At 63.4% G+C, this 18,115-nt stretch carries 29 protein-coding genes; 18 read left to right on the forward strand and 11 right to left on the reverse strand.

Annotated features, from left to right (window positions below):
- The first annotated feature begins 205 nt into the window (after positions 1 to 205).
- Positions 206 to 1,075, forward strand: a complete 870-nt coding sequence (locus tag FJ418_RS17435; protein WP_140867611.1) for a BA14K family protein — start codon at positions 206 to 208, stop codon at positions 1,073 to 1,075.
- Between the two features lie 38 nt (positions 1,076 to 1,113).
- Here FJ418_RS17435 and FJ418_RS17440 read toward each other — a convergent pair whose 3' ends face one another.
- The 3 genes from FJ418_RS17440 to FJ418_RS17450 form a co-directional block, all read right to left on the reverse strand.
- Positions 1,114 to 2,505 (reverse strand): FAD-binding oxidoreductase, encoded by a 1,392-nt coding sequence (locus FJ418_RS17440; protein ID WP_181166976.1) that lies wholly within the window; start codon positions 2,503 to 2,505, stop codon positions 1,114 to 1,116.
- A gap of 72 nt (positions 2,506 to 2,577) precedes the next feature.
- On the reverse strand, positions 2,578 to 2,769 hold the full coding sequence (locus tag FJ418_RS17445; protein ID WP_140644967.1) for a hypothetical protein: 192 nt from the start codon (positions 2,767 to 2,769) through the stop codon (positions 2,578 to 2,580).
- 46 nt (positions 2,770 to 2,815) lie between these two features.
- Positions 2,816 to 3,028, reverse strand: coding sequence for a hypothetical protein (locus FJ418_RS17450; RefSeq protein WP_140658401.1), 213 nt, complete (start codon positions 3,026 to 3,028; stop codon positions 2,816 to 2,818).
- A 579-nt stretch (positions 3,029 to 3,607) separates the two neighbouring features.
- Between FJ418_RS17450 and FJ418_RS17455 the strand changes: the two genes are divergently transcribed.
- The 7 genes from FJ418_RS17455 (at position 3,608) to FJ418_RS31940 (ending at position 5,650) form a co-directional block, all read left to right on the forward strand.
- Positions 3,608 to 3,871, forward strand: a complete 264-nt coding sequence (locus FJ418_RS17455) for a hypothetical protein (RefSeq protein ID WP_140867617.1) — start codon at positions 3,608 to 3,610, stop codon at positions 3,869 to 3,871.
- Complete coding sequence (locus FJ418_RS17460) at positions 3,868 to 4,173, forward strand: hypothetical protein (RefSeq protein WP_140867620.1); 306 nt, start codon at positions 3,868 to 3,870, stop codon at positions 4,171 to 4,173. Before FJ418_RS17455 ends, FJ418_RS17460 begins: the two co-directional genes overlap by 4 nt.
- Positions 4,174 to 4,290: 117 nt before the next feature.
- Positions 4,291 to 4,527, forward strand: coding sequence for a hypothetical protein (locus tag FJ418_RS17465; RefSeq protein WP_140645013.1), 237 nt, complete (start codon positions 4,291 to 4,293; stop codon positions 4,525 to 4,527).
- Positions 4,524 to 4,850 carry a hypothetical protein gene (locus tag FJ418_RS17470; RefSeq protein WP_140867623.1) on the forward strand — a complete coding sequence of 109 codons (327 nt, stop codon included), beginning with the start codon at positions 4,524 to 4,526 and terminating at the stop codon, positions 4,848 to 4,850. The genes FJ418_RS17465 and FJ418_RS17470 overlap by 4 nt, the downstream gene beginning before the upstream one ends.
- On the forward strand, positions 4,847 to 5,122 hold the full coding sequence (locus tag FJ418_RS17475; protein ID WP_140867626.1) for a DUF1488 domain-containing protein: 276 nt from the start codon (positions 4,847 to 4,849) through the stop codon (positions 5,120 to 5,122). Before FJ418_RS17470 ends, FJ418_RS17475 begins: the two co-directional genes overlap by 4 nt.
- 95 nt (positions 5,123 to 5,217) lie before the next feature.
- Positions 5,218 to 5,400 (forward strand): hypothetical protein, encoded by a 183-nt coding sequence (locus FJ418_RS17480; protein WP_140867629.1) that lies wholly within the window; start codon positions 5,218 to 5,220, stop codon positions 5,398 to 5,400.
- A gap of 100 nt (positions 5,401 to 5,500) precedes the next feature.
- A complete protein-coding gene (locus FJ418_RS31940; protein WP_181166977.1) occupies positions 5,501 to 5,650 on the forward strand; it encodes a hypothetical protein in 150 nt (49 codons plus the stop codon).
- A gap of 200 nt (positions 5,651 to 5,850) precedes the next feature.
- Here the strand turns inward: FJ418_RS31940 and FJ418_RS17485 are convergent, their stop codons facing one another.
- On the reverse strand, positions 5,851 to 6,237 hold the full coding sequence (locus tag FJ418_RS17485) for a DUF982 domain-containing protein (RefSeq protein ID WP_140703411.1): 387 nt from the start codon (positions 6,235 to 6,237) through the stop codon (positions 5,851 to 5,853).
- A 209-nt stretch (positions 6,238 to 6,446) separates the two neighbouring features.
- Between FJ418_RS17485 and FJ418_RS31945 the strand changes: the two genes are divergently transcribed.
- Positions 6,447 to 6,611, forward strand: coding sequence for a hypothetical protein (locus FJ418_RS31945; protein ID WP_181166978.1), 165 nt, complete (start codon positions 6,447 to 6,449; stop codon positions 6,609 to 6,611).
- A gap of 190 nt (positions 6,612 to 6,801) precedes the next feature.
- Here FJ418_RS31945 and FJ418_RS17490 read toward each other — a convergent pair whose 3' ends face one another.
- The gene (locus FJ418_RS17490; protein WP_140867632.1) at positions 6,802 to 7,251 is read right to left on the reverse strand and encodes a hypothetical protein; all 450 of its coding nucleotides are present in this window, start codon (positions 7,249 to 7,251) and stop codon (positions 6,802 to 6,804) included.
- A 258-nt stretch (positions 7,252 to 7,509) separates the two neighbouring features.
- Here FJ418_RS17490 and minC point away from each other — a divergent pair, with 258 nt between their 5' ends.
- The 6 genes from minC (at position 7,510) to FJ418_RS17520 (ending at position 12,614) form a co-directional block, all read left to right on the forward strand.
- On the forward strand, positions 7,510 to 8,406 hold the full coding sequence (gene minC / locus FJ418_RS17495; RefSeq protein ID WP_140867635.1) for a septum site-determining protein MinC: 897 nt from the start codon (positions 7,510 to 7,512) through the stop codon (positions 8,404 to 8,406).
- 105 nt (positions 8,407 to 8,511) lie between these two features.
- On the forward strand, positions 8,512 to 9,327 hold the full coding sequence (minD, locus tag FJ418_RS17500) for a septum site-determining protein MinD (protein WP_140644956.1): 816 nt from the start codon (positions 8,512 to 8,514) through the stop codon (positions 9,325 to 9,327).
- Positions 9,324 to 9,596 carry a cell division topological specificity factor MinE gene (gene minE / locus FJ418_RS17505; RefSeq protein ID WP_140644955.1) on the forward strand — a complete coding sequence of 91 codons (273 nt, stop codon included), beginning with the start codon at positions 9,324 to 9,326 and terminating at the stop codon, positions 9,594 to 9,596. Before minD ends, minE begins: the two co-directional genes overlap by 4 nt.
- Before the next feature lie 320 nt (positions 9,597 to 9,916).
- Complete coding sequence (locus tag FJ418_RS17510) at positions 9,917 to 10,804, forward strand: DMT family transporter (RefSeq protein ID WP_246680658.1); 888 nt, start codon at positions 9,917 to 9,919, stop codon at positions 10,802 to 10,804.
- A gap of 384 nt (positions 10,805 to 11,188) precedes the next feature.
- Positions 11,189 to 11,686 carry a hypothetical protein gene (locus tag FJ418_RS31950; RefSeq protein WP_181166979.1) on the forward strand — a complete coding sequence of 166 codons (498 nt, stop codon included), beginning with the start codon at positions 11,189 to 11,191 and terminating at the stop codon, positions 11,684 to 11,686.
- A gap of 370 nt (positions 11,687 to 12,056) precedes the next feature.
- Entirely contained in the window at positions 12,057 to 12,614 is a 558-nt protein-coding gene (locus FJ418_RS17520) for a hypothetical protein (RefSeq protein ID WP_140658423.1), read from the forward strand.
- A gap of 44 nt (positions 12,615 to 12,658) precedes the next feature.
- Here the strand turns inward: FJ418_RS17520 and FJ418_RS17525 are convergent, their stop codons facing one another.
- Both FJ418_RS17525 and FJ418_RS17530 read right to left on the reverse strand, forming a co-directional pair.
- Positions 12,659 to 13,303: a response regulator transcription factor gene (locus FJ418_RS17525; RefSeq protein ID WP_140644951.1), complete on the reverse strand. Its 645-nt coding sequence runs from the start codon at positions 13,301 to 13,303 to the stop codon at positions 12,659 to 12,661.
- The gene (locus tag FJ418_RS17530; RefSeq protein WP_140867638.1) at positions 13,300 to 14,700 is read right to left on the reverse strand and encodes a sensor histidine kinase; all 1,401 of its coding nucleotides are present in this window, start codon (positions 14,698 to 14,700) and stop codon (positions 13,300 to 13,302) included. Before FJ418_RS17530 ends, FJ418_RS17525 begins: the two co-directional genes overlap by 4 nt.
- A 556-nt stretch (positions 14,701 to 15,256) precedes the next feature.
- On the opposite strand from FJ418_RS17530, the gene FJ418_RS17535 reads away from it, so the two are divergent.
- Together FJ418_RS17535 and FJ418_RS17540 are read left to right on the forward strand one after the other, a co-directional pair.
- On the forward strand, positions 15,257 to 15,442 hold the full coding sequence (locus FJ418_RS17535; RefSeq protein WP_140644949.1) for a hypothetical protein: 186 nt from the start codon (positions 15,257 to 15,259) through the stop codon (positions 15,440 to 15,442).
- A gap of 468 nt (positions 15,443 to 15,910) precedes the next feature.
- Complete coding sequence (locus tag FJ418_RS17540) at positions 15,911 to 16,135, forward strand: hypothetical protein (protein WP_140658427.1); 225 nt, start codon at positions 15,911 to 15,913, stop codon at positions 16,133 to 16,135.
- Positions 16,136 to 16,355: 220 nt separating this feature from the next.
- Here the strand turns inward: FJ418_RS17540 and FJ418_RS31955 are convergent, their stop codons facing one another.
- From FJ418_RS31955 to FJ418_RS17550, 3 genes are all read right to left on the reverse strand, one after another.
- Positions 16,356 to 16,517 (reverse strand): hypothetical protein, encoded by a 162-nt coding sequence (locus tag FJ418_RS31955; RefSeq protein WP_181166987.1) that lies wholly within the window; start codon positions 16,515 to 16,517, stop codon positions 16,356 to 16,358.
- 148 nt (positions 16,518 to 16,665) lie between these two features.
- Entirely contained in the window at positions 16,666 to 17,046 is a 381-nt protein-coding gene (locus tag FJ418_RS17545; protein ID WP_140867641.1) for a YkvA family protein, read from the reverse strand.
- Positions 17,047 to 17,105: 59 nt separating this feature from the next.
- Complete coding sequence (locus tag FJ418_RS17550) at positions 17,106 to 17,288, reverse strand: hypothetical protein (RefSeq protein ID WP_140658431.1); 183 nt, start codon at positions 17,286 to 17,288, stop codon at positions 17,106 to 17,108.
- 245 nt (positions 17,289 to 17,533) lie between these two features.
- Between FJ418_RS17550 and FJ418_RS17555 the strand changes: the two genes are divergently transcribed.
- Positions 17,534 to 17,683, forward strand: a complete 150-nt coding sequence (locus FJ418_RS17555; protein ID WP_112100506.1) for a hypothetical protein — start codon at positions 17,534 to 17,536, stop codon at positions 17,681 to 17,683.
- A gap of 42 nt (positions 17,684 to 17,725) precedes the next feature.
- Here FJ418_RS17555 and FJ418_RS17560 read toward each other — a convergent pair whose 3' ends face one another.
- A complete protein-coding gene (locus tag FJ418_RS17560; RefSeq protein WP_140658433.1) occupies positions 17,726 to 18,061 on the reverse strand; it encodes a hypothetical protein in 336 nt (111 codons plus the stop codon).
- Positions 18,062 to 18,115: the final 54 nt, after the last annotated feature.

Genomic DNA, 18,115 nt, shown 5'->3' on the forward strand with positions numbered 1-18,115 from the left:
TCAGCACGAATCGTTCCATCAAAAGCTTGAATCACGACCAAGCCAAGATGGGAATCCTGAATATCAACAAACCTTAGACCGCGACGATCTGCGTTACCGGCGTTCGGCGACTGCGCGTGCCCGCCCGACTTTGGCCCCATTGCGCGGCACAAGGAACTCCATCCCGCGCCCTGCATTCTATGAGAGGGAGCTGAAGGAGCGTTGCGTGAAGGCTTTGTTGGGAATTGCCGGCGGCTTCGTGTTGACCCTGGCCGTGTTTGCCAGCGGGCTTGCCTTCGCCACCTGGCTGCTCGCCGCCAAGCCGGTGCGGCAGGCAACGCCTGCGATCGGCGTTTCCGAGCTCTGGACGAAGGATGCCCAGCCGGTCGATCGGCAGGAACAGAACCTTCAACGCATTCCCGCCCGACAGGTAGTGGCTGCGCCCGCCAAGACTGGCGAGCCGGCCAAGGCGGATGGCGGAACGCAGACGACGGCGCTTGGCGGGGCCATGGCGCCTCCTGCGGCGCCGCCACTGCAGCCATTGCCCGACGTCTCTGGCCCGGGCCAGCCCGCGCCTGGCGCCGGCGCGACCCAGCAGCCGGCCGCGGCTGATCAGAAGGCGCAGCAACAGCAATTGCCCGTCGCCCACTTGCAATGGTGCGCCACCCGCTATCGCAGCTACCGCCCGGCGGAAAACAGCTACCGCTCCTACAGCGGCGAGCTGCGCCCCTGCGTCTCACCCTATTACGATCCTGGCGACGGCCGCACCGCCTCGACGGGCGCAGGCCAGAATGACCAGACAGCAGCGAGCGATCGCCAGAACGCCATGCCTGACGACCGGACGAGCGACGATCAGACGAGCGACGACCAGGCCGAGATGGAAGGCTACGCCCCGTCGGCCGACGGCTACGCCACCACCTATGGCGGCCCGCCGGAAGAGATTTCGCCCGAGGCAGAGGCCGCCCGGGAACAGGCATCGGGTCGCCCGGTATCGGGCGACCACGTCGACTACTGCTTCAGCCGCTACCGCTCCTACGATCCGCAGGACAACACCTACCAGCCCTTCGACGGCGGTCCGCGCCGCCAGTGCGAGTAGGGGAAGAGTCGCACTCCGAAAGGCTAGGGCCGCCAACCTCACCCTACGACCTTCCCCGGATTCATCACATTACCCGGATCGATCATCTCTTTGATCGCCTTCGCCAAATCCCGCTTCACCGGGTCCGCGTGCCGCTCATAGGCATCGCGCTTCTCCAGCCCGACCCCGTGCTCGGCCGAGAATGAGCCGCCGGCCTCGCGCAGACCCTCGTAAAGCACGTCCTCGATCGCCGCGTGCCGCTCATGCGAGACCGGCCCGTCGCAATTGATCGAGATGTGCAGATTGCCGTCGGCGAGATGGCCGTAGACGTATGGTGCGTAAGAGGCGTCGAGCGTCTTCAGCCCCGCCTCGATGCGCGCCACATATTGATCCAGCCCGCCGCCCGGCACGGACACATCGAAGGAGGGCGCCATGGGATGCGCGCGCTCGATCTGCTCCGTCTCCTCGCGCAGCCGCCACATCGCGGCGGCTTGCGCCTCGGAACTCGCCACCAGCCCGTCGATGATGCCGGCCTCTTCCCAGACCGCCGCCAACCCGTCCTCAAGCACTTGTCGAGCCGCCCCGATGCTGTCGGCGCCGAGCCCGAGCACCAGAAGGCAGGGCGCGTCGAGCGGCAGGCTGCCTGGCGCATAGTTCAGCGCTCGCTGCATGAGCGACGCGAAATTGCGCCACAGGATCTCGGCGGCGGTGAGCCGGGCGCCGGTCAAGTCCAGAAAATGCCGCACGGTGCGCTGAGCGCTTCGTGCGTCCGGCACGCCGACAAGCGCAGTGGCGCTGGCGCCGGCAACCGGATCGAGCCGCACCGCCGCGCGGGTGACGATGCCCAGCGTGCCCTCCGCGCCGATGAAGAGATGTTTCAAATCATAGCCGGCGCTGGTCTTGAGCACCCGGGTGAGATCGCAAAACACCCGCCCGTCCGGCAGCACCGCTTCCAGGCCGGCCACGCGGTGGCGCATCGTGCCGTTGCGAAACGCCATGATGCCGCCGGCATTGGTGGAAACCATGCCGCCGATCGTGGCGCTGCCGCGCGCGGCAAGGTCGATGCCCGGGTCGAGCCCATGCACCGCTGCCGCCTCCCGCAACGCGCCGAGCGTCACGCCCGCCTGCACGATCGCCACGCGCGCGAACGGGTCGATCTCCTCGATTTGGTTCAGCCCGCCGAGATCGCAGATCACCTGGCCGGAGCAAGTCGCCGCCCCGCCCGCCAGCCCCGTGCGCCCACCCTGGGGGACAAGGCTGATGCCGTGCTCCGCGCAGAATTTCACCAGCGCCGCAACACCCTCGACATCGCGCGGCCGCACCAGCGCCGAGGCGCCGAAATTGCGGGCATCGAAGCCGGGATCGCGCGACGCGAGCTCGGCGGCGTTCCAGATGGTCGAGGTGGCGCAGGCAATGCGAAGGGAGGTGATGAGGGCTTTGTCGTCGCTCACGCTGGCTGGCTCCATCCAGGAATCCTTATCCTATAGATGCAGCAAAGCATGGGAGTCACCGCCTTGGCGGGATTAGGATGTCCTGTGAGCGTCTTCCCGCCGTTTGACGTCTTGGATGTTCAGTTCGACAACCAGCTTTTCGGCCCGGCGTGTCCTGATGCCGACCATGATCTTCTGCTCGACCTCGGCAGGTTGGCCGGTGAAGATGTCGAAGACGGTCCAGCTGTTTGGCCGGTCCATTCGAAGCGCGTAACGGTTTGCCATGCTCACATTCCTTTTCGTTTGCGCCTCAGGCGACGGGCCGACCTTGTCAGGCCTTCACCATGACAAATACCGACACCGCCAAGGCGACGATCCAAAGCATCACATACAGCTTCAAGGCGAGCGATCCGTGTGAAGAGAGAGTCGCCAGCCCACGTGTCGCCGCATGCTCCAGGCGCTTGGATCTGACTGGCTCCGCCACGCTGGCGGCCGGCGCCTTGGCGTCGAATTTGCCGAAGGCGTGAGGCGTCGGTTCAGGCATGGAGAGGATCCCGAGTATCGAGGTGGTGGCGGGTGCCGGGAGCGGCGCGCCGGATGACGCGATTGCTTGGGAGAGCGGATTTCAAGGGTGCTTCTTCCTGTGTCGGCAAAGGCGAGGATGCCTGTCTTTATAGACCGCCTGACGGGCGATAGATAGGAATGCCGAAATCAACAGCTGGATTCCGTAAAAATATCGGGCGGAATAATTACGAGACTCGGAAAATATCAGCACGGATGAGAAAAATTTCTGTTTGTTTTTCAGTCTCCAAGCGACGCTTTTATTTAACCAGGAAAAATAAAGCGCGTCCGCCATCTTGTTCGCAGCGTAATTGGGGTGCATACATAAAATTCGTTGATTTGGTCGAGGTGGCTTTCGTCATAGTGAAGCCTCGCCATCCGCCTCCGAATTTTCGATAGCGAATGCACTGCGCCGCTCCCGGCGCGGCAACTCGCTTCGTTTGAACCCTGAAATGATGCCGGCGTTGACCACGGATGTACTGGCAGCGTCGGACATCGTTTCGGCGGTTCGGCTGGAATTGAAGCGGAAGGCGCATGCGCGCGTTTCCGCAGGAAGCCGCAAGTGACCACTCGCACCACGCCGACCGTCGTTCGCTTCAATGCGGCGTTTATGCTGCCGGGCTTCGATGCGCCGCGGCCGCCCGGCGACTACCGCGTCGATCTCGATGAGGAATCCCTCGAAGGGGCTTCGCGCAGCGCATGGCGCCGCGTGGCCGCCTTCGTTCACCTGCCGGCGATCTCCGCAAAAGAGTCCACGCGGCAAATGGTACCGATCGAACCGGCCAGGCTCGAGACCGCGCTCGTCGAGGACCGGAGACAACCATGACAACCCTCTTGCAACGCAACGCACGCCCCATCCAGCACGGGGCTCCCCCTCGTCTTTTTGACATCGGACAAGCGGTCCGGCTGAAGGGCGGTGTTGGCGCCGGTCCGAAGACTGACGAAATCTATCGTGTCACCGGCACACTGCCGCCAAAGGGAAGCTCCCCACAATACCGCATCCGCAGCGACGGCGAACCGCATGAGCGCGTGGTGACCGAGGACAGTTTGGAGCGCGCCGAGACGCCGGCATCGGACAATGGCATTGCCCTCATCGAAAGGACGTTCGGACATGGCCAGGGCACATAAGCGTTCCAACCGCGAGGCCAGGAAGCCAAAGCAGGAAAGTCTGTTTGGCAACCAGACCGAATGCGCCGTCATCAATGCCCAGGCGAAGGCTAAGAACTGATGGCGCGGCGGACCCCGATGAAGGTCGTGATCGAATTTTATCGCACGCGTGTCGCCGACGACGCGCGTGCCGTCATCGGCCGCGAAACGGCGCTGGCGGCCGACCTCGATAACGCCATCGCGATCGCGCGGCTCTTGGCGAGGACGCTGAACATGCCGCAATGGCCGGACGCCGTCACGATCTCCGAAGCCGATGGCGCAGCCCTTTATTCGGAGATCATTGCCGCGCAGGGAGGCGGGGAAAGACGGGTATGAACAGAACCATCCCCAACGACGAAACCGAGCGGGTTCAAAATGCCGTATTCGGCGGCTCGCGACATAACGGCGGCATCTTGGGCCATGACTTCAGCGACCTTCAATATGGTCGCCGCGTCGAATTTGATCATTCCTGGACTGTCTACCACGTCTTCACGGGAATTCCCGCCTATGTCGACGGCGTTCCGATGGTCGGTCTTACCCATGCGCATGCGACGAGAAGGATGTTGGATCTCAACCGTCGCAATGCCGAGGGCCGGAAGGAATGGAACGGGACCCGGTTGGCACTTGAACATACCGAAATGCGGGCGGATCAAACATGACGCTTGCCTTTCCAAATCCCAGCCGAAGTTTCGACGAGACGCGGAACGCCGTATGCTTCATTGGGCATGACGGTATGTTCCAGGTCCGTTTTTTCGTCGAAGTAGAGGCATTAGGCACATTTGGCGACTATCCTGGCGGCAAGGAAACTGCCGAGAACGCATACCTTTCGGCATTCGACGCGTTGCGCGGTTCCATCCAAGACGCCGCAAGCAAAGCTTATGCGCGCGAGCGGCGGAACTCCTACACCTTGACCTCCACCGGTTTCCGATAGGCGGGGAGCCGATATCGAAAGAACGAGCATGCAGGCAAGCGATGCGGCGGCTGGCAGTCCCCCTGGCTGTCGTCTTACGTGAAAGGATAACGCCGATGCGTTCGATGAAAACCCCCGAGGCACCGCCGGTCGCTATCAAGCCGGTCGTGAGGCGCTCAGACATCATGCCAGTGCGGCTGACGATCAGGAAGGACGAGGCAGCGCGGCGCAGACTCGCGGACACCGACGGGACAGTCAGGCGGGCACGCGAGATCGCGGAACGCAATCGCCTGATTTGATATTCCGCCACCGTCCGTTTGGGCCTTCTATCCTATGACCGGTTGCGACCCCAGGCATACCCAAATCCAGGCCGTACAATGATCCAGCGGGAGAAATGCCATGGCGATGAAGCCCAACTATCGATACGAGCGCAGTAAGCGCGACCAGGCGAAAGCGGCAAAGAAGGAGGCGAAGCTCGCGGCCAAAGAGGCGAAAGGCAAGGTAGTGGAGCAGGAAAACGAGCCGGAGCGGAATACTGACAACGGATGATGCCGCGTCAGGCCAGCCTTGGGGACTGCGATGACAAAGCGAGAGTCCGACCACTTCGAAATCGATGTCGAATGCCCTCGGTGCCACCACCAGGCCAAAACACGCGTAGGCTGGATTCGCACTCACACCCAGATGGAGTGCGAAAATTGCGGCGACATCATCGATATTGAAAACAGGAATTTCAGGTCCCGTGAGGAGCCTTAGGAGGTCACCAGAATAGCGGCCTCGCGGGCGGCGACTATGAACGCCTTTCGCGCGAATGAGGCCGGGCGGCGCCCACTATTCGTATCCGCGCAGGCCTGAACGGCCGCACGATGCTTTTCGCTGCGTTTGCCGCGCCATCTTCTGAGCAGGAAGTCCAGGCACGCGGCCGCGTCGCCGATTGTCTCGTGCCCGCCGCCAGTCAACTCGGTGACAACCGTCACTGGCTGGTCGAATTTTTCATTAGCCATTGCTGGGCTTAGGCCGGCGCCCCCAACATAGCAAGCATTGTTCTTACGGATCTGTCGAAAGGCGACCTCGATCGGGTCGCTCCGGCCGCGCGAAACAAAAAATAGTTTAGACGCGCGAACGCGGGTCATATCCATACGAAGCGACAGCGAAGCTTCTGGACAGTCCGAAGCGGAGCTTCTGGACCGTCCGAAGCGAAGCTGCTGGACAGCCCGACCCGTTTAGCAAGAGGTCAAGCCGGACTGTCCTCGCCGCATCAGCGAGAGTCCACTGTGCGCCCACATTTCCTGCCTGGCTAGCGGAACTATCGAGAAGCGAGCGCCGTTGGGGACGAAAGGGGAATGCAATGGCGCGCGACAAAAGCCAGCCGACGCTTGACGATATCGTCAAGCGGCTAGTGCGGCAGACCGGCATCACCGAAGCTCAGGCGCTCGAACTCATTTACCTTGTCGGCCTGAACTGGCCATCTCTTGTGAGAGAGGCAAAGGCGCTCAAGGCCGGGAAATCATAGTCGGGTCCATGCGCCTGGCATTCGACGTCCCTTGCACGACAAATCCACTTGCATCCTTGCGCGTTCTTTCGTCGCTTGCACGCTGGCGCCGATTGCCGACTGGCTGGAGCAGCTCGATCATCCGTCTGCGACGACGTACTCTGCCGCGACGCTTCCAGCCATCGTAGCCACGGCCGATCCCGCAGCAGACCTAGCTCACCCAGATCGAGCACCCCACCTTCTGCCCCGTGGCCGAGTCCCGCACCACTTTTGCAAACACACGCCTGAGCCCAACCCTGTTGGCCCCGACTTCCTTGCTGGCGAGGTAGGTCGGGTCGCCGACTTCCCAATGGTAGCGCGAGTTTGCCGGGGCTCGCTTCCAGGTGAACTTCGAGACGTAGGCCGGCTGTCCAGGCGTGGTGTCGGAGAACCGGCAGTCGATGGTCGCGGGTATCATGCCTTTCGCTGCCATGGCATCGACGGTCTTGTTGGCGTCGGCCGTTCTCAGCCACCGGTCTGCGCCCCGGTATGCGATGCTGCCCGTCTGGTCCCTCCCGCTCGTCATGCATCCGCCAAGCAGCAACAGCGCGCCGATTGCCGCGCCTGCCTTGCTTGCCCGCCGGGTGTCAGCCCATTTGCTGCCTGCTTGATTGATGCGCATGCCCTGTCTCCTTGCTCTGGAGGAAATCAATCGTGCAGGATGGTGCCGGTGCGACTTGTCTTCGTATATTAGGCGCTTCACATGCCTGGCCGGTCGGGCTCAGCTCATTGGCGGCCCCAGGGCGAGCGGCCGGCGCTGTGACCGCGCCGCCACAGAAGTTGGCCGCATCGGCTGTTAACGGCTCCAATCCCCAAAATTAACCTTTTGTTAACCATTGCCCCGGCACCCTTTAACCATTGAGTAAGGATTCGCCTGGACGTGACCTTCGCCGCCCCCCTGCACAACAAATCGATCCGCTTTCGCGCCCGCTCCTTCGTCGCTTTCACGCTGACGCCGGAGGCGCCGATCGCCGACTGGCTGGAGGGGCTGGATCGCTGGATCGCGAACTCGCCGGGCTATTTCAACGGGCGCCCGGTGGTGCTGGATTTGAACATCCTGCAGCCGGGGCCTGAGGAGATCGGCGCGCTGGTCGGCGTGCTCGGCTCGCGCGGCATCCGCGTCTATGCCATCGAGCTGGAGGGCGCCGAGCTTGGGCCTGAGCTGCCGCCGCTGCTCGCCGGCGCCAAGGAGGCGACCGCCGAGGGGCTGCTCGGCCGGGCGGCCCGCAAGGCCCGAGCGGAAGAACTCGAAATGACCGCCGCCGGGGAGCAGGTGCAGGTGACCCAAGAAACCATCCAAGCGGCGGCGTCGGCCGAGGCTCCGCAGATCGAGATGTCCGGCGACGAGCCGGTCGATCCCGAGCTGGCAAGGCTCGAAGCGGTGCGGATCGAGCCGGCGCAGACCGAGGCGGGGCAGGGCGCCGAGAGCGTGCGGACCGAGCCTTCGGCCGGCACTTTGATGATCAAGGCGCCGATCCGCTCCGGGCAGTCGGTCTTCCATCCGCATGGCGACGTGATCGTGCTGGGCTCGGTCGCGTCCGGTTCCGAAATCGTCGCCGGCGGCTCGATCCATGTCTATGGCACGCTGCGCGGCCGCGCGATCGCCGGCTCGGAAGGCAATATTTCGGCGCGCATCTTCTGCCGCAAGAACGAGGCCGAGCTGCTTGCCGTCGATGGCTGGTACACCACGGCCGAGGAGATGGAAGGCGTCTCGCGCGGCAAAGCGGTGCAGGCCTTCCTCGACAACGATGCGCTGTGCGTGGTGCCGCTCGGCTAGTCCGGCGGCGCAAGCTTCGGACCGGTTTCGCGTGCCAAAGTTGTTAACGAGTCCGCCGTGCCGCGCACGGCCAGAGAATAAAAACCGCCAATGGAGGCTGGATATATGGGCAAGGTAGTCGTGGTCACATCGGGCAAGGGGGGCGTCGGCAAGACGACCTCGACGGCCGCGCTCGGCGCCGCCGTGGCCAAGACCGGCAAGAAGGTGGCGCTGGTCGATTTCGACGTCGGCCTGAGGAACCTCGACCTCATCATGGGCGCCGAGCGCCGCGTGGTGTTCGACCTCGTCAACGTCATCCAGGGCTCGGCGAAGCTGTCGCAGGCGCTGATCCGCGACAAGCGGCTGGAGACGCTCTATCTGCTGCCGGCCTCGCAGACGCGCGACAAGGACGCGCTGACCGAAGAGGGCGTGGCCGAGGTCATCGCCCGGCTGCGCTCGGTGTTCGACTACGTGTTCTGCGACAGCCCTGCCGGCATCGAGCGCGGCGCCCAACTCGCCATGCGCTTCGCCGACGAGGCGGTCATCGTCACCAACCCGGAAGTGTCGTCGGTGCGCGACTCCGACCGCATCATCGGCCTGCTCGACGCCCGCACCATGAAGGCGGAGCAGGGCGAGCTGGTGCAAAAACACGTGCTGGTCACCCGCTACGACGCGGCGCGCGCCTCGCGCGGCGAGATGCTGTCGATCGACGACGTTCTGGAGATACTCTCCACGCCGCTGCTCGGCATCATCCCGGAAAGCCAGGATGTGCTGCGGGCCTCCAACCTCGGCTCGCCCGTCACGCTCTCGGAACCGCTCAATGGTGCCGCAAAGGCTTATCTCGAAGCGGCAAGACGCCTGGAAGGCGAGGACCTGCCGGTGGTCGTCCCCTTCGAACGCAAGGGCTTCCTCGACCGGCTTCTCGGAAGGAGGGCCGCATGAGCATCCTCGATCTCTTCAAGCGGCGCACCAGCGCGCCGGTAGCGCGCGAGCGGCTGCAGCTGCTGCTCGCCTATGAGCGCCAGAGCCGCGGCCAGCCGGATCTCGTCTCCATCCTGCGCGAGGAGATCATGGCGGTCATTGCCAGGCATGTGCAGATCGACCAGGACTACCTCCAGGTCTCGATGGATCGCGGCGCCACCATGTCGACGCTGGAGATCGACATCCAGATCCCCAACAAGAGCGCCGCGCCGCTCGCCATGGCGGGGTGAGTTGATGGGGTAGGCCGATCCGCGCAGCGGATCGGGAGGGGGCGTGCCCTGACGCTCGTCATCCTCGGGCTTGACCCGAGGATCCATTCCGTGACCTTGCCACGAGTTCGGCCGTGGAGAATTCTACAATCGTTGCAACGCTTTAGCGTAACGGCATGGATCCTCGAGTCTGCGCGCGTTGCTTCGCTCCTTGCTCCGCCCTGGGACGGCGAAGGCGACAAGCCTCGCTCCCCTTGCCCCATCGATCCGCCTCCCGCTGCCTCACGACAGCGTGGCGCCCGCGTCCTATCTCCATATCTAAACCAGGGATGGAGCCAGGATTGACCGCAGCACAGGAAGCTAACCAACAGGCCCCTGTCGGCGCCATGCCGGTGCTTGGCCTGCTCGGTGCAATGCTCTCCGTGCAGGTCGGCGCCGCCTTTGCCAAGGGGCTGTTCCCGGTTCTGGGCCCGGAAGGCACGACCATGCTGAGGCTCGCCATTGGCGCGCTGATGCTGGCGGCGGTGCTGAGGCCCTGGAAAGTGCTGCCCTCGCGCAAAAACCTGCCCTGGCTCGCCGCCTACGGCATCACCGTCTGCGCCATGAACATGTTGTTCTATGCCGCGCTCCAGCGCATTCCGCTCGGTGTCTGCGTGGCGCTCGAATTCACCGGGCCGCTGTTCGTCGCCACGCTCGGCTCCAGGCGCCTGCTCGACCTTGTCTGGGTGGCGCTGGCCGTCGTCGGCATCGTGCTTTTGTCGCCCTTTGCCGGTATCAGCCGCGGGCTCGATCCGACAGGCGTGGCGCTGGCGCTGGCGGCGGGCGCCTGCTGGGGGCTCTACATCATCTTCGCGCAGAAGGCCGGCGCCGAGCTCGGCGTGCGCACCTCCGCCTACGGCATGGCGATCGCCGCCGTGCTGGCGCTGCCCTTCGGCTTCAACGCCGCTCAGGCCTATCTCACCGACCCGCACATCATGGCGGGCGCCGCCGTGGTCGGCCTGTTCTCCAGCGCGCTGCCCTTCTATCTGGAAATGCTGGTGCTGGCCCGCATGCCGGCCAAGGTTTACGGCATGCTGGTCTGCCTGGAGCCGGCGGGCGGCGCGCTCACGGGCTTTCTATTCCTGCATGAGAAGCTCGACCTTTTGCAATGCGCAGGCGTCGCCGCCGTCATTGCCGCCGCTTTCGGCACGGCGGTTGCGGCGCGGCGGCCGATGCCGTTGCCGGCCTGAATCCATCTTCCGAACCAAGGCGATTCCTGGAAATGCGCGAAGCGGTCAGGCCCGGCGCTTCGCCGTGGCCTTCCGTCCGGAGCTGCTTCAAAACAAGGAGGCGCGGTGGTTTGCCGTTTCCGTGAAACAGTGAACCGCTTCGGAGCCCGCTGCTCGGAATTGGTAGGCTTTGGAAAATGCACTTCTGCGGCGGCAATGTTCGGCCGCACCCAGTGGTTGAAATAAGACTTAGGTCCTATGAAAGAATTGCAATAGGTCCGAGTGGACAAGACAAGGGTCGTGGGCCACTTCCTTATGCCTTGCCGATTGGGGATGCTTATGCTGCGACATTGCCGGTGGGGTAGTTCGGCCGACGGGCTGAAGGGTTGGCATGGGGAGAGCGGAATGCGCGCGTCGAGCGGGGGCTGCAGGCTAGTCTTGCCAGCACTGGCAGCGTTGGCGCTTGTCGTCACGCCTTTCAGTCTCTCCATTGATGGTCTCGTCGTGACCAAGGCCTATGCCGGCAAAGGCGGCGGTGGCGGTGGTAATGGCGGCGGTGGAAACGGGAACGGCGGCGGCAACAGCGGCGGGAACGGCAACAGCGGCGGCAACAGCGGGAACGGCAACGGCAACAGCGGCGGAAACAACGGCAATAATGATGGCAACAGCGACAATGGCAACAGCAGCGCCAGCGCGGCAAGCACCGCCGATGTCGATAGTCACGTCAATGCTATAACCGGCGACAAGGTCGAGGCCACACGCAACAGAATCCAGGTCACGCACCGCAATGGAATGAAGGAGAAGATCGAGAACGGCCGGTTCAGGATGGAAGACAAGTACGGACGCACCATCGTCGACCGGAAAGCCACCATGGCCGATCTCAATCGCCTGAAGAATCTGTGAGACAGAGTTTGTGAGAGCGAGGTTTTATCGGGATTAGATCTTAAGGGACCGGAGGTCAGCGCTGCAAAATCAGGTTGCCACCTTTTGCTTCGTCTCTGCGGTCCTGATCGTCTTGCGGTAGAACTTGGCTACTCACCTTACCCCCGCCTTCGTGCGGGGGTAATTTTTTGCGCGGCAAGACCTGTCCGTTGCGACATTGGTCAGCCATGGCGCCGGAAATGGTCCGACTGGCCGGGGCATGGGTCGTGGGCCGCTTTCGTCGCCTCGCCGGATGTGAATTCTTGCCCGGGTCAAGACACCGGTTCCGCCTCGGCTGTGCCGTGAGCGGAACTTCGGCCATGCCGAGGCAGAACCGGAACGAAGAGAAAATATGCGAAACCGCCTCTTCAGCAGGCTTGCTTGGCTCGCGCTGCGCGCGTTTAGCGCGCTGGCGCTGACCGTTGCGCCTTGGCACGTCATCTTTGAGGGTTCGCCGAGGATTGCCGTAGCCACGGCCGATGCCGGCAACAGCAATAGCGGCGGGAACGGTGGTAATGGCGGCAACGGCAGTGGCGGCAATTCGGGTTCCGCCGGCGGCTCGAACTCAGGCAATAGCGGCAACAGTGGAAACAGCAATGCCGGCGGCAATTCCGGCAACAGCAATGCCGGCGGCGGCAACCCCAATGCCGGGCCGGGCAACAACAGCGGCAAGGGCAATACCGATCCCGGCGGTAAGAACAATACTGATCCTAGCGGTAAGAACAGCTACACCAACGCGGCAACCGGCGACACGCTCTCGATCGATGGCGACAAGGTTACCGTCATCCATAGCAACGGCATGAAGGAGCAGGTCCAGAACGGCCGTTTCGAGATGAAGGACGCGCAAGGCCGCACCATCATCGAACGGCAGGCGACGGAGGAAGATCTGTCACGCCTGCTGAACCTGTGAGGGTTGAAGAATTGAAGAAAGAGGGAACCTAGTTCCTCAGTTCCTCAGTTCCTTTCCCTCGCCTCGTGCATCAGCAGCGCCGCCTCGGTGCGGTTGCGCACATTGAGCTTGGCCAGCACCCTGGTCATGTGATGCTTGACCGTCTTCTCCTGCAGCGACAGCCGGGCCGCCACCTCTTTGTTGCTGAGCCCTTCCGCGACCAGTTTCAGGATCTCGGCCTCGCGGCCGGTGAGTTGGCCGAGCGGATCGGGCTTGCTTCCGGTGGGCTGCAAAAGGTCGGAAAGCAGCCTCGCCGACAGGCTCGGCGATACGTAGCTCTGGCCGTTGGCGACGTCGCGCAGGATCTCGGCCAGCGCCTTGGAGCCGACGCCTTTCAGCACATAGCCGCGCGCGCCGGCCTTCAGCGCCAGGGCGACGTCGGCGTTGGTCTCCGACACGGTGAGCATGACGATCTTCTGCTCGGGCATCGCTGAAAGGATGCCGGCCAGCGCGTTGAGGCCGCCGCCCGGCATGCTGATGTCGAGCAGGAGAATATCGGGTGTGCTGGCGCGCGCCAGCCTTTCGGCGTCCTCGGCGCTGGCGCCTTCGCCCACAAGTTCGAAGCCGCCTATCTCGCCGAGGCTGCGCGCCACGCCCTCGCGAAACAGGGGGTGGTCGTCGACTATTGCGATGCGGATGGATGTGCTCACGGTTGCTCCTCGACAGACAAGGTGATCACCAGCCTGGTTCCTCCCGGGCCGGTCAGCGTTTCGAACTGCCCGCCTATGCTTTCGATCCGTTCCCTGAGGCCGGCAAGCCCAAGGCCTTCGCTTCGGGCCGGGTCGAAGCCGGGGCCGGTGTCCAGCACCTCGACCAGGAGCTTGCCGCCCTTCGTCGTGGCTCTGACCTGCTGGCCTTTGCCCTTGCCGTGGCGGTAGGCGTTGTTCAGGCCTTCCTGCACGAAGCGATAGATGCTGATCTTTTCCGAGGTGCCGAGCTCCGGCAAGCGCTCGGGCAGAGTTAGCAACACTTTGGTGCTGGTGCGCCGCTCGTGCTCGGCCACCGCCAGCCGCAAGATATCGGCGATAGCCTGCGTTTCGATCTGCGGCAGCACCAGTCCGTTGCAGATGCCGCGTATCTCCCGCATCGCCTCGCCGAGCGTCTTGTGGATGCCGGCGATCTCGGCCTCGCGCAGCGTGCTCGATGTGGTCGGGTCGACCAGCACCGGGCTGTCCATCCTTAGCGCGGCGAGCGCCACCAGTTGCGCCGGCCCGTCATGCAGGTCGGCGCCGATACGCCGCAGATACCGCTCGTTGATGGCGGTGGCGCGGCGCGAGGCGCGCTGGACGCGCTGGCGCAGCGACGAGTTCTGCGCCAGCGCCGCCTGCAATTCGGCAACCTTGGCCTCGAGCGCAGCCTGTTGGGTGACGATGGTGCGGCTGCCGCGGAAAACGATGCCGGAGAGCAGCGCCAGCGCCGCCGCGGTGGCGGCCGCCACCACCAGCCACGTCCATCTGAGCGCCGAGTTCAGCGTTTCCTGGAAATCGTCGGCGACCTCGTAGAATTCGGACACCGCCACCACTTCGCCCGACCAGGGCTCGCGCACCGGATTGTAGATCTCGAACAGCGGCGCGTTCACCGCTTTCTCGTCTCCCGATTCGGGATCGTCGCTGAGGTTGTTGTATTCGGCCACGACATTGCCGGCGAAGGCCGACTTCAGATTGGCGTTGGGCGGAAAGGTTCTGCCGATCAGGGCCGAGTCGTCGGAGTAGAGCACCATGCCGTCGCGTCGCCACAGCTTGAACGACACCAGCCTCTTTCCGAGCGCGCCCTGGCCGAGCGTCTCGTCCAGCGCCCGCTTGACCGAATCGTCGAGCTCGCGGCTCCTGCGCAGGTCAGGCAGCAGCGGCGCGATCACGCTGTCGACATAGAGCGCTGTCGTGGTGGCGGAATTGTGCATCACCCCTTCGCGAATCTGCGACGTCACCCACAGCCCGACCACGAGCATCACGGCCAGAAGGCCGATGCCGCCCGCGATCACGAACTGCCAAGCCAGCGACAGCCCGCTCCAGATTCGTGCAAGTCGCTTGAAATATCTCCCAAACATCGGCCCCGCTCACCCACCCGCTTGCAAGATTATAGGCGAGGGACGGCAATTGCGACACCGACCTTGGTCCGTGCCCATGGGGAAGGTTAATGGCGACGGGTTTGCGCGCTCGCGAACGGGCGGGCTTGGCTTCGCCAGCGGCGAGGGCGGCTCTCCCCGAGCGGCAAAAGCCCGCGTCATTCCTGTTGACGGGGAAGACGCGGGCCGGCTGCCACCTGAAATCATGGATGATTTTAGCAATGCCGAGACAACCACCAATCGAGCGCCGGGTCCATACCAAAAGACGTATAACCTGCAAGATATAGCGCCACGCCCGCGCCCTGGCCCGAGGCGGTCTTTTGTCGGGCGTTGTAGCTGTCATATAGCGGCGGACCTGCCGGTTGGATCGGCATGCAACCCGTCCACATCCGGCAGGCGGAGCCCGCATCGTCCCGGCAGAAGACGCGGACGCCGCGGCAAAATTTGCCCCCAAAAGAAGTCAGAGCCACGGTGTTGATGGGTCGAACAGCCGCCGCATATACGATGGGCTTCACCTCGCGGTTCTTGGCAACGCACTATGGACGCCGGCACAAAAAAACAAAAAAGAAACCAGCGGCTGTCGATCTTTGAGCTCGAGGCTCTGCGAGAAGCTTTCAGGCAGTCCGTTCGTGAGAACGACGTCGCGGAAGCGGAATGGGCGCAGCATGCCGAGCTTTTCGTCAGGAGGGCGCTGCAAAAGGGCGGCCGTCTTACGCGGGCTTGAGCGTTCGGGCGTAGAGCAATTCCAGGAAAAGTATGAGCGGTTAGGCTCGGCGCTTTCCCGTAGCCTTCCGTCCGGAATTGCGGCATCACGTCTCCAGCCGGTCGGACCATTGCGCTGGCGCATAGGACCTCAGCGACAATTGCGGGCGCAACGGGAAACGGACACTCTATTCCTGCGCCGGCTTCCCCCCAAGGAAACCCAATGGTCGGCGCTTTAGCCCGGCTTGTCCGTCAAAGAGCCGTACTCTTTTACCGCCAAGGCAAGCCGGGCTACCCCAGCCGCCGATCCGGCGCGCGCTCATGCTCGATACCGCTTGAAACAGGGCGCAAAGAAATGCGCCTTCGCGGGTATTGTGACGCATGGAGGTCCTGCCGCGCCACCGTCGAACCGGGAACGCGTTAGGGTCGAGGCCTCCGACCCGCCGCTTTCGACGGAACGAAAAGCGGGGCAAGCGCGTTTTCCGCCGCTATGTCGAGGATCCTTCACCATCGCAAGGCCGAAAGGCCTTTTCAGGCCTCGGTTGCCGAGGCCGAGCGCCTGGCGCGCGCGCAAAAGAATGCCAGGCTGAAGGATCTTCGCACGCACGCTTCGTGGCTGGTGCTCGATCCGCAGGCAAACTTCCAGGAGGAGATCGACTGTTCGGCGTTGTTCGGCGACGACCTATCGATCCGAAAGGTCGTCCACGACGGCTAATGCATGTCGCGCAAAAGTGTGCAGCGGTTTTGCGATAACGACATCCATGAAAACAAAGGCTTAAAGCGCGTCGACAGAATCCGCTCCAGCGCGACGCGCTTTTAAAGCAATTCCAGGAAAAGTGTGTAACGGTTTTCCGTCCGGAATTGCATAAGCACAGAGAGTTGGAGCGGTTCGGCGCTTCCGCGAAACGCTCTTTAGCAAAGTGGCGGCTCGAGCCTCAGACCGGCTGTAGCCCGACTGCGCCATCCTCGCGCGACATCTCGATGAGCCGCGCGACCGCCCATGGCGCCATCAGCGCAAAGAACGCCGTGACATCGAGGAAGAGCGCCCGTGCCAGATCGAACCCGCTGTGGTCGTAGCAGACTGCGAACTCCATCACGCCTGACCCCTAATTGAACCCACCCATTGCGCCTGCCATTTCACGCGCTCGGCCAGCATGGCCCTGATTTGCATAAATTACAAGGGACAGCTAATTTAGCTGCCGAGTGAGATTCCGCCGGCATGCGCGGCTGCGCTGGCTGAAGGATCTAGGCCGGCTTCGGCCAGAACAGCCAGGCGAGGGCCAACGCCGCAAGAACCCAGAGCGCGATCATGGAGGCGAGCCCGGTCTTGCTCACCGGCTTCTCGCGTCGCGCGGCCTCTTCGCGGAATTCCTGCATCAGATCGGACGGAACCAGCTTGACCGCGAGCATGATGCCGACAGGCACGATCAGCAGGTCGTCCAGGTAGCCGATGATCGGGATGAAATCCGGGATAAGATCGATGGGGCTCAGCGCGTAGGCCGCGACTGCGCCCGCGGCGGCTTTTGCATACCAGGGCACACGCGGATCGCGGGCGGCGATCCAGAGCGCAACCACATCGCGCTTGATCTTGCGCGCCCACCGCTTCGCCGTATCGAATGTCGACATGCCGCTTATATATGGGTGCGCGGGTCTTCAGGCCATTTGGCGATCGATGGCTCGGCCTCTCAGGCGCAGTCCCTCAACTCGACAACCTCGACGCCGAGGCGGAAGGCCTGGCCATCGGCATAGGAGCGCGCATATTGCTCGGCTTCGAAGGGAAAGATTAGCGTCGTGCCATAGGCGGTGACGCGCACCGTCCACTTCTGGCCCCTGACGAGTTCAACGCCGTGAAGCTTCGCCGTAACCATCTCACCCTCCTCAGATCCGGCACTTCGGCGACATCCGCATAACGTCGCCAAAGTCATTTGAATACAAATAATCCGACCTAATCGTGTCGTTGCGGTCTCGATTCCGATATTAGGCCGTTTACGTCCGTGAAATGGTTCACCGACAGCGGCGCTTTTTTGCGGACGGGCCGCGAGCGGGCTGGATGGCCTGGTGGAACCGCGACGGCCCCAGGCGGGTTAGGTTCTTGGCTCACAAGGAGACCGCCATGATCCGCAAGCTGAAATCCGGCGAATACAGGCTCTATTCGCGCAAAATCGATCCGAGAACCGGCAAGCGCCGCAATCTAGGCACCTTCAAGTCGCGCGAAGCGGCGGAAAAGCACGAACGCGAAGTGCAGTATTTCAAGCGCCATTAGACCGGTCATCGTCCCACGACAGAATCGCGGCTCGGCCCCGGCTCACCCATGCGGTCGCGGCGGGGTGCGTGGGCGAGGGTGGCCCGGCACGTTCGAGCCGATATGGTCTAGGTCGCAACGTCGCGTCACCATCTCGACCGACCGGGTGTCGACGGTCACGCGCCCCAGAACCTGCACGGTCGTGCGTCCGAGATCCTCGTCGACATGCACGACCTCGCCCTCGAGTCTGAGCTTGTCGCCAGCCCTGGCATTGGGCTCGACCATCGAATATTTATGGCTGTCGCCGTCGAGCCTCAGCATCACGCGGTCCTCGGTGCGTTCGACCACCGTGGCGATGACAGCCACCCTGTCGCCTATTTCCACTGTCGGCCGTGTCATCGCGGCCTCCTTTCCGCCCTCGGCGATACCTGGCCGACGCAGCCGGCTGGCGCC

Origin of the sequence: Mesorhizobium sp. B2-8-3 (assembly GCF_006440815.1) — a bacterium.
In the GTDB taxonomy this organism is placed as follows: Bacteria; Pseudomonadota; Alphaproteobacteria; order Rhizobiales; family Rhizobiaceae; genus Mesorhizobium.